The sequence below is a fragment of the Pseudomonas sp. xss_2 genome, assembly GCF_043104195.1.
GTDB classification, from domain to species: domain Bacteria; phylum Pseudomonadota; class Gammaproteobacteria; order Pseudomonadales; family Pseudomonadaceae; genus Aquipseudomonas; species Aquipseudomonas urmiensis.
In genome coordinates, this window is record NZ_JBICKL010000110.1 from 1 (window position 1) to 8,880 (window position 8,880).

General features: G+C 61.6%; 5 protein-coding genes. 2 read left to right on the forward strand and 3 right to left on the reverse strand.

What is annotated here, in order from left to right; genetic code table 11:
* Positions 1–536 precede the first annotated feature (536 nt).
* The 3 genes from ACF8K2_RS24955 to ACF8K2_RS24965 are packed head-to-tail and all read right to left on the reverse strand — an operon-like array spanning position 537 to position 6,239.
* Positions 537–1,913 (reverse strand): efflux transporter outer membrane subunit, encoded by a 1,377-nt coding sequence (locus ACF8K2_RS24955; RefSeq protein ID WP_392468435.1) that lies wholly within the window; start codon positions 1,911–1,913, stop codon positions 537–539.
* Positions 1,913–5,044 carry an efflux RND transporter permease subunit gene (locus tag ACF8K2_RS24960; protein WP_392468437.1) on the reverse strand — a complete coding sequence of 1,044 codons (3,132 nt, stop codon included), beginning with the start codon at positions 5,042–5,044 and terminating at the stop codon, positions 1,913–1,915. The genes ACF8K2_RS24955 and ACF8K2_RS24960 overlap by 1 nt, the downstream gene beginning before the upstream one ends.
* 10 nt (positions 5,045–5,054) lie before the next feature.
* Positions 5,055–6,239, reverse strand: a complete 1,185-nt coding sequence (locus tag ACF8K2_RS24965; protein WP_392468439.1) for an efflux RND transporter periplasmic adaptor subunit — start codon at positions 6,237–6,239, stop codon at positions 5,055–5,057.
* A 162-nt stretch (positions 6,240–6,401) separates the two neighbouring features.
* On the opposite strand from ACF8K2_RS24965, the gene ACF8K2_RS24970 reads away from it, so the two are divergent.
* Together ACF8K2_RS24970 and ACF8K2_RS24975 are read left to right on the forward strand one after the other, a co-directional pair.
* Entirely contained in the window at positions 6,402–7,796 is a 1,395-nt protein-coding gene (locus ACF8K2_RS24970) for an ATP-binding protein (protein WP_392468441.1), read from the forward strand.
* Entirely contained in the window at positions 7,793–8,455 is a 663-nt protein-coding gene (locus tag ACF8K2_RS24975; RefSeq protein ID WP_392468443.1) for a response regulator, read from the forward strand. Before ACF8K2_RS24970 ends, ACF8K2_RS24975 begins: the two co-directional genes overlap by 4 nt.
* Positions 8,456–8,880: the final 425 nt, after the last annotated feature.

Genomic DNA, 8,880 nt, shown 5'->3' on the forward strand with positions numbered 1-8,880 from the left:
TCGATAGCTGCCACTCGTGGATTTGGCCCATAGCTGTCATTTATGCAGAGCTATGGGCCGTCCGTACATTAATCGTCACGTCTGCAGTGGTTAATAGCCGTCAGGCTTCTAGGTCGGGAAGTCCAAACAAGCTAATTCCGTGCCTCCAAATATGGACTTCCGCTTAGGGCAAGAGAGTACCTATCACCTATGCGCTCGGGTACATCCGGGTTGGCGTTAAATCTCCTCTCGAAGAACCGAGGTCGAGCAGGCTTGGGGTTACATTGGGGCGCAGTTGCAGAGCTTGGCAGTTGATTGACGAGCGCAGCTTTTTCTTGCTTTGCGGCCCACGAAACTAAAGCCCACATCGTCCACCCGTGCCCTCGATGCGCTGAGGGAGTGGTTCTTCGGTCCCCAAACTGATCCGACCACCATGTATGCTTACTGTGCGCAGACGCGGATGGGCGGGGCTGAAAATTAGCTGCCTACACAGTGCTCTTTCTGAACGATGTTGAGAGCAGACGGGGGCATCACCGGGCTTGTATCAAGTGGATTTTTCACCGTTTGCCCCATTCGCCACCAAGTGTTTTGTACAAGGTCACCCGGTTGGTCTGTTCTGTCAGCTTCAGGTTGATCAGCGACTGCTGCGCCGAATACAAAGAGCGCTGGGCGTCGAGCACGTCCAGAAAGCTTTCCGAGCCTTCCTTGTACAGGGCCAACGAGAGCTGATAAGCGGTGTCGGTAGCGTCGGTCAGGCTGCGCTGGGCATCAAGGCGCTCATTGATATGACCACGCACTGACAGCGCATCGGCCACTTCGCTGAATGCGGTCTGGATCGTCTTCTCGTAGGTCGCCACTTCGATTTCGCTGTTGACCTTGGCTGCATCCAGGCTGGCCCGATTGCTGCCTGCGTTGAAGATCGGCAGGTTGATCGAGGGGGCGAAGCTCCATGCGCCACTGCCGCCTTTAAACAACCCGGACAGCTCGCTACTGGCGCTGCCGCCGCTGGCGGTAAGGGTAATGCTCGGGAAAAACACAGCCCGGGCCGCGCCGATATCAGCATTGGCCGCCTTCAGGGAATGTTCAGCGGCCAAAACGTCTGGGCGACGCTGCAGCAGGCTCGAGGGCAGGCCCTGCGGCACGCCCACCAGCAGTGTGGTATCGAACTGCTGGTCGCCTGGCAGCAGCGTGTCGCTCAGGCGTTGACCGACCAGCAGTTCGAGCGCGTTACGGTCCTGCTCGACCTGGCTGGCATAATTGGCCGCATCGGCCCGAGCGGACTCGACTGTACTGCGCGCTTGCGCCAGACTCACCCCGGACTCGCCGCCCAGTCCATGGCTCTGCTGCACCAGAGTGTAGGTTTTCTGCTGGCTGGCATAGGTGTCATTGGCCAGCTTGAGCAGTTGCTGGTCGGCGGCCAGGGTCATCCAGGCCGTCGCGACCTCGGCTACCAGACTGAGCTGCGTGCTGCGGCGCGTTTGCTCCAGCGAAAGGTACTGCTCCAGCGCAGCATCCTTGAGGTTGCCCAGGCGGCCAAACAGGTCTAGCTCATAGCTGCTGACGCCCAGGCCGACGCTGTACTGGCTGTTGACCGCCGAGCTGCCGTTGGTCACGCTGCGCTGTCGGGTACCGTCGGCAGTTGCCGAAACTGCCGGAAACAGCTCGGCGCGCTGGATGCGGTACTGCGCTCGCTGGTATTCGACATTCAATGCCGCCACGCGCAGGTCGCGGTTGTTGGTCAACGCCAGCGCCACTGTGTCGCGTAGGCGGGCATCGGTGAACAGCGATTTCCAGCTGATATCGGCGCTCGTGGTGCTTGCGCTGGTAGCGATTGGCCACTGCTCGGCTACCGGTGCTGCCGGGCGCTGGTAGTCGGGTGCGAGGTTGACGCAGCCAGTGAGAACCAGCGCCAGCAACAAGGGGGACAGACGCATCAGGCTTCTCCTGCAACAGTATCGACAGTGCTAGCGCGTCGGCCGGCCAAGCGCTGCACAAGGGCATAAAACAACGGGATGAAGAACAGGCCAAGCAGGGTGGCGGCGAGCATGCCACCCAGCACGCCGGTGCCAATTGCTTTTCGTCCACCGGCCCCGGCGCCGCTGCTCAGTGCCAGCGGCAGTACGCCAAGGATGAATGCCAGCGAGGTCATCAGTACTGGCCGCAAGCGGATGCGCACGGCCTCCAGGATGGCAGTGGTGAGGTCCTGGCCGCGCTCGTATCCTTCTTTGGCGAACTCGACGATCAGGATGGCGTTTTTCGCCGCCAAACCCACAGTGGTCAGCAACCCGACCTGGAAGTAGACATCGTTGGCCAGGCCGCGCAGGCCTGTCAGCAGCAGCGCGCCAAGGATCCCCACCGGCACCACCAGCATCACCGCAAAGGGCACCGACCAGCTTTCGTACAGCGCCGCCAGGCACAGGAACACGAACATGATCGAGATGGCATACAGCAAGGGGGCTTGGTTACCCGCCATGCGTTCCTGGTATGACTGCCCGGTCCAGGCGTAGCCGATGCCGTCAGGCAATTGCGCCATGATCTGCTCGACTGCCGTCATGGCGTCGCCGGAGCTCACGCCACTGGCCGGTTCACCTACCAATTCGTACGAGCCGAAGCCATTGAAGCGCTCCAGCAACGGCGAAGCGGTGCTCCATGAGGTGTTGGTGAATGCCGATAACGGTACCATGGCATCACTGTCGTTGCGCACATACCAGGCGCCGATATCCTCGGCCAGCATGCGCTTGTCGGCCTCGCCCTGCAGGTAGACTTTCTTCACCCGGCCGGCGTCGACGAAATCGTTAACGTAGCTGCCGCCCATCACGGTGCTGAGGGTGTCATTGATATCGCTGGCGGAAACACCCATGGCACCGGCCTTGCGGTCGTCGATGGCGACGTTCAGCTGGGGCGTGTCTTCCAGCCCCTGAGCACGAACGTTGGCCAGGCGCGCGTCTTTGGCCGCCAAGGTAATGAACTGATCGCGGGCCTTGAGCAGCTCGGCGTGACCGACGCCAGCCAGGTCCTGCAATTGCACATCGAAGCCTGAGCTCTGCCCCAGGCCTTGGATAGCCGGTGGGGCTAAGACGAACACATTGGCATCGAGGATCTTTGACAGCGCCATGTTGGCCCGTCGTGCCACCGCTGTGGCGCTGTGTTCGTCGCCCTGGCGTTGGCTCCAGTCCTTGAGTTTGATGAAGGCACGCCCCGAATTCTGTGCGTTACCGCCGGTACCCAGGCCGCGCACAGTGAGGATCGACGCCACCTCCGGTTGTTGCAGTATGTATTCCTGAACCTGGCGGTTGACCGCTTGCAAGCGCTCGTCGGTGCCGCCCACCGGCAGGGTCATCTGCATCATCAGCATGCCCTGGTCTTCCTCAGGCAGAAAAGCCGTGGGCAGTTTCTCGAACATCAGCGCCACGCCACCCAGCAGCAGTACGTAGACCAGCAGGCCGCGCAGCGGACGCGCGAGTACCTTGCCGACACCGCGCTGGTAGCGCTGTGAGGTACGTTCGAAGGTATGGTTGAACCAGCCGAAGAAGCCACGCTTCGTTGTACCATGGGCCGTCACCGGCTTGAGGAGGGTGGCACAGAGGGCCGGTGTCAGGGTCATCGCCACCAGGACAGACAAAGCCATGGCCGCCACCAGGGTTACCGAAAACTGACGGTAGATAATCCCGGTTGAGCCGCCGAAGAAGGCCATCGGGATGAATACTGCCGAGAGCACCACGGCAATACCGATCAGCGCGCCGCTGATCTCGCCCATCGACTGGCGGGTCGCCTCACGGGGCGCCAGGCCTTTTTCGGCCATGATCCGCTCGACGTTCTCCACGACCACGATGGCATCGTCAACCAGCAAGCCGATCGCCAGCACCATGCCGAACATGGTCAACGTGTTTATCGAGTAGCCGAGCAGAGCCAGCACGCCGAAGGTGCCAAGCAATACCACCGGTACGGCAATGGCCGGGATGAGCGTGGCGCGCAGGTTCTGCATGAACAGGTACATGATCAGCACCACCAGGGCGATGGCTTCGAACAGGGTCTTGACCACCTCCTCGATGGAAATCTTCACGAACGGCGCGGTGTTGTAGGCCACCTCGCTGCGCAGTTGCAGCTTGCTGGGGAAGAACTGTTCCAGCTCGGCCAGCTTGGCTTGCACCGCTTGCGAAACGTCCAGCGCGTTGGCGCCGGTGGCCAGGCTCACTGCAAGGCCGCCGGAAGGCCGGCCATTGTGCTCGGCGACCACGTCGTAGCTTTCGCTACCCAGCTCCACCGCGGCCACGTCGGCAAGGGTCACCACGGCGCCGGCGCTGTTGTGCTTGAGCACCAGGTCGCGGAACTGCGCGGCGGTCTGCAGCTTGCTGCGGGCGTTGATGGTGGCGTTGAGCTGCTGGCCTGCGCGGGCGGGCTGGGCGCCCAACTGGCCGGCCGAGGTGTCGACGTTCTGCGCTTCCAGCGCGCTGGTGACGTCCGAGGGCATCAGCGCGAATTGCTTGAGCTTGTCCGGAGCCAGCCAGATGCGCATGGCGTAGCTCGAACCAAGGGTGGTCACGTCGCCGACGCCGCTGACCCGGCTGATCTGGTCATACAGGGTGCTGGAGATGAAGTCGCTGATGTCGGTGGCGTTCACATCAGGGTTGTCCGATACCAGGGAAACGATAATGAGGAAGTCGCTGGCCGAATTGTTGATCTGGATACCCTGCTGCTGCACGGTATCGGGCAGGCGCGCCTTCGCCTGCTCCAGCTTGGTCTGCACCTGCATTTGCGCAGTGTTGACATCCGTTCCGGCCTCGAAGGTCAGGGTGATTTTGGCGCTGCCGGACGAGCTGCTGGTGGAGGACATATAGGTGAGGCCGTCGAGGCCGGTCATCTGCTGTTCGATGACCTGGGTCACCGAATCTTCCATGGTCTTGGCCGACGCTCCGGTGTAGGTGGCGTTGAGGCTGATCTGCGGCGGGGCGATGTTGGGATACTGCGCCAGCGGCAGTTCGAAGATGGCCAGGCCACCGCCAAGCATGATCAGGATGGCGATGACCCAGGCGAAGATTGGCCGGTCGATGAAAAAACGTGCCATGGGGTGGGCCTCAGTTGCTATCGTTGTGGGCGGTCAGGGGGGGGGTCTGCACCTGCACCTGTTGGCGAACACGCACCTTTTGCAGACCCTCGATGATGACCTTGTCGCCTGCTGCCAGTCCGTGACTAACCCACCAACGGTTGTCCACAGCACGGGCCAACGTCAGCTCACGCTGCTCTACCTTGCCATCTACCACTACCAGGGCGCTGGCGCCACCGCGCTCGTCACGGCTGACGGCCTGCTGCGGTACCAAGATGGCGTCGTTCTGTACGCCTTCCTGCAACGTTGTCTTGATGTACATGCCCGGCATCAGCAGACCATCGGGATTGGGCACCACTGCGCGGAACGTCACACTGCCGGTGCTTTCGTCAACGCTCACGCCATTGAAGGTGAGGGTGCCGGCATGGGCGTAGGTGCTGCCATCTTCAAGTTCCAGGGTCACACGTGCGGCATCCGCCTGCCCGCTGCGTGCCAGCTTGCCTTCGGCCAGTTCGCGCTTGAGGCGCAGCAGGGTGCTGCTCGGCTGGGTGAAGTCAACGTAGATCGGATCGAGTTGCTGTACCGTGGTCAGGGCCGTGGTCTGCTCGGCAGTGACCAATGCGCCAGGGGTGACCGTGGAGGTGGCTGTGCGGCCATCGATCGGCGCGTTAATGCGGGTGTAGTCGAGGTTGATCTGTGCAGTACGCTGCTCTGCCAAGGCAGACTGTAGGCTCGCACGGGCCTCAAGCAGGGCTGACTGGGCGCTTTCGTTGTCCTCGGCACTGATTGCGTCTAGCTTCACCAGTTGAGCATCACGCTTGGCTTTGAGTTCAGCAGCCCGCAGCGTGGCTCTGGCCGAGCTGACGGTGGCCTTGGCCTGGGCCAAGGTGGCCTGGTAGGTCTGCGGGTCGATCTGGTACAGCGCCTGGCCGGCCTTGACCGTATCACCCTCATTGAACAGACGTTTCTGAATGATGCCGCCAACTTGCGGACGGATCTCGGCAATCAGGTGGGCGCTGGCGCGCCCGGGCAGGGTGGTGGTCAGGGCCTGGGCGGCGGTTGTCACTTCATACACCGCCACTTCCTGTACAGGAGCGGGGGAGGCAGCGGTTTCGGTCTCACCGCACCCCCCCAGGACAAGTAGGCCGGCGCCCAGCAGGAGCCCCCGGGACAAAGGTGATCGTGTAAAGAACAGGGAGTGGAATAACGTATGCATCGCAGGCTCCGACCCAATTGATTTAGATGGCCCAAGCGTGCGCGGGAATTGTGCAGCAAATGTGCAGCAAATGTGCAGAAAGAGTGGAGATTGGCATGCGCACCTTGCGGCACGGGAGTTGGCACGATTCAATGATGGCAATTCCAATTCACCGGCGGAGCTATGAAAGTCAGCCTTTCGCACAAGTTTTTCTTCGCGATGCTCGTGGTCTGCACTTTCGCCGTGTTAGGCATGGTGTTCGCTGCCTACCTGAGCTTGAAGTATGGCTTTCTCGGCTACCTCAATCAGCAAGCCGAGGAGCGCATGGATCGCATCGTGCCGCGGGTCGAGCAGGCCTATGCGCGTAATGGCAGCTGGGACTTCATCCGTCGCGACAAGGACCAGTGGTTCGAACTGCTGCGCCCGGACGACAGCCAGCCGGACAAGACTTTCGACCCCAGCTTGCTGACGGTCTCCGACCTGACTGGCGCGTTCGTGCGCTTCGCCCTGCTCGATGCCCAGCGCCGGCCGATCATCGGCTACCAGGGGCCTAGCAGTGAAATGCTGTTGCGCCAGATCAGGCATAAAGAACAGGTGGTCGGCTGGATGGCCCTTGCGCCGCTGCAGTCGGTGACCAGCGTGGGTGACCGCCGCTTCCAGCTGAACCAGCTGCGCTCCAGCCTGCTGATAGGTCTTGCCTGCCTGTTGGCCACGGGTGTGATCGCCTGGTGGCTTAGCCGTGCCTTGCTGCGCCCGATCCGTGAAGTGGCCAGTGCTACCCATCGCCTGGCTGCAGGTGACTATGAAATCCAGCTGCCGGTGCGTTCGGCAGACGAAGCTGGGCAATTGGCCGGCGACTTTAACCGCATGGCCGCCACGCTGGCGAGCAACGAGCGCCTGCGCCGCGATTTCATGGCGGATATTTCCCACGAGTTGCGCACCCCGCTGGCGGTGATGCGCGCCGAGCTGGAAGCCATGGAAGACGGCATTCGCCCGCTCGATGGCAACGCCCTGCGCTCGTTGCAAGGCGAAGTGGGGGCGCTAAGCAAACTGGTCGACGACCTGTTTGACCTGTCGTTGGCCGAGGTTGGCGGCCCGACCTATCGCCGCGAACGCATCGACCTGCGGGTGCTGCTGCCGGTGGTGGTCGATGCCTTTCAGGCCGGTTTTGCCGAGCGTGGCCTGGCATTGCGCCTGGAATTGCCGGAAAAACCGCTGTGGGTGCTGGGCGATGAGTCACGCCTGGGCCAGTTGCTGCACAACCTGCTGGAAAACAGCCGCCGCTATACCGATGCGGGTGGCCACACGGTGCTGCGCGCATTCCAGGACGGCGACCAGGTGCTGGTGCAATGCGAGGACACCGCCCCCGGCGTGGACAGTGTGTCACTGGCGCGCCTGTTCGAGCGTTTCTACCGCGCCGAGCGTTCGCGCAACCGTGCCAGCGGCGGCACCGGCCTGGGCCTGGCAATTTGCCGTGGCATCGCCGAAGTGCACGGTGGCAAGCTGACGGCCAAAGCCTCGGCCCTGGGCGGCTTGCTGTTGTCCCTCACGCTCCCAGTTGCCGGAGACCAGGCATGAGCCAGATCCTGTTGGTGGAAGATGAACCCAAGCTCGCCGCCCTGGTGGGCGATTACTTGCGTGCAGGTGGCTACCGGGTCGACCACCTGGCCGATGGCCTGGCGGTGATCCCGGCGATCCGCCAGGGCCAGTACGACCTGATCCTGCTCGATCTGATGCTGCCCGGTCGTGATGGCCTGGATATCTGCCGCGAGCTGCGCAGCTTCAGCCAGATGCCATTGATCATGATGACCGCCAGGGTCGACGAGATCGACCGCCTGCTGGGCTTGGAGCTGGGCGCCGACGACTACATTTGCAAGCCATTTTCGCCACGCGAGCTAGTCGCACGGGTCAAGGCCGTGTTGCGCCGTAGCGGGAAGCAGGCGCCGAGCCTAGGCGTGGAACTCGACACCCTATCATTCCAGGCGCGCTACATGGGGGAGGCGCTGGACCTAACGCTGGTAGAGTTTCGCATGCTTGCAGCACTGGCGGCACGCCCAGGACAAGTGCTGTCACGCGACCAACTGATGAATCACATCTACCAGGACCATCGCGTGGTCGCAGACCGAACCGTAGACAGTCACGTTAAGAATTTACGGCGCAAACTGTCAGTGGTAACTCCAGGACATGACCCGCTCAGGTCTGTATATGGGGTGGGTTACAGCCTGGAGCTTGATTAGAACCCGGCCGCCAGCGGAGCGCCAGTGCTAGGCTCAACAGGTCGGGTGCAAGGTTATCGAAATCAACTGCTCATTTACTTCGTACGTAAATTCCCGAGCGGTTTGGTTGTTATGTCAGACCGGAGCAGATACGAGGGCGAAAGGCCTACACGCCGCCAGCGCTGCGGCTTACGGTTGCGCATGTGGATGGATGGCCTGGCCGAGCGGCTCGGTGCACAGTGCGGCGGGGTCGATATCCTAGTCAATGCTGCGGCATTTTGCGCCTTCGCCTGGATCGAAGAAATAGACTATGGAAAGGAAGACTGTGGCCACGACACTCTCGAAATAAATTCAAGTAATTGAACGATATTGGTAATTCTAAAATTAACGGATACGGAGCGTTTTATTGGAATTGCCACCAACATTTCTTGAACGGCTACTTTGGG

Coding starts and splice junctions, on each gene's coding strand:
- ACF8K2_RS24975 (WP_392468443.1), top strand. CDS start 7,793: ATGAGCCAGATCCTGTTGGTGGAAGATGAACCCAAGCTCGCCGCCCTG.
- ACF8K2_RS24960 (WP_392468437.1), bottom strand. CDS start 5,044: ATGGCACGTTTTTTCATCGACCGGCCAATCTTCGCCTGGGTCATCGCC.
- ACF8K2_RS24965 (WP_392468439.1), bottom strand. CDS start 6,239: ATGCATACGTTATTCCACTCCCTGTTCTTTACACGATCACCTTTGTCC.
- ACF8K2_RS24955 (WP_392468435.1), bottom strand. CDS start 1,913: ATGCGTCTGTCCCCCTTGTTGCTGGCGCTGGTTCTCACTGGCTGCGTC.
- ACF8K2_RS24970 (WP_392468441.1), top strand. CDS start 6,402: ATGAAAGTCAGCCTTTCGCACAAGTTTTTCTTCGCGATGCTCGTGGTC.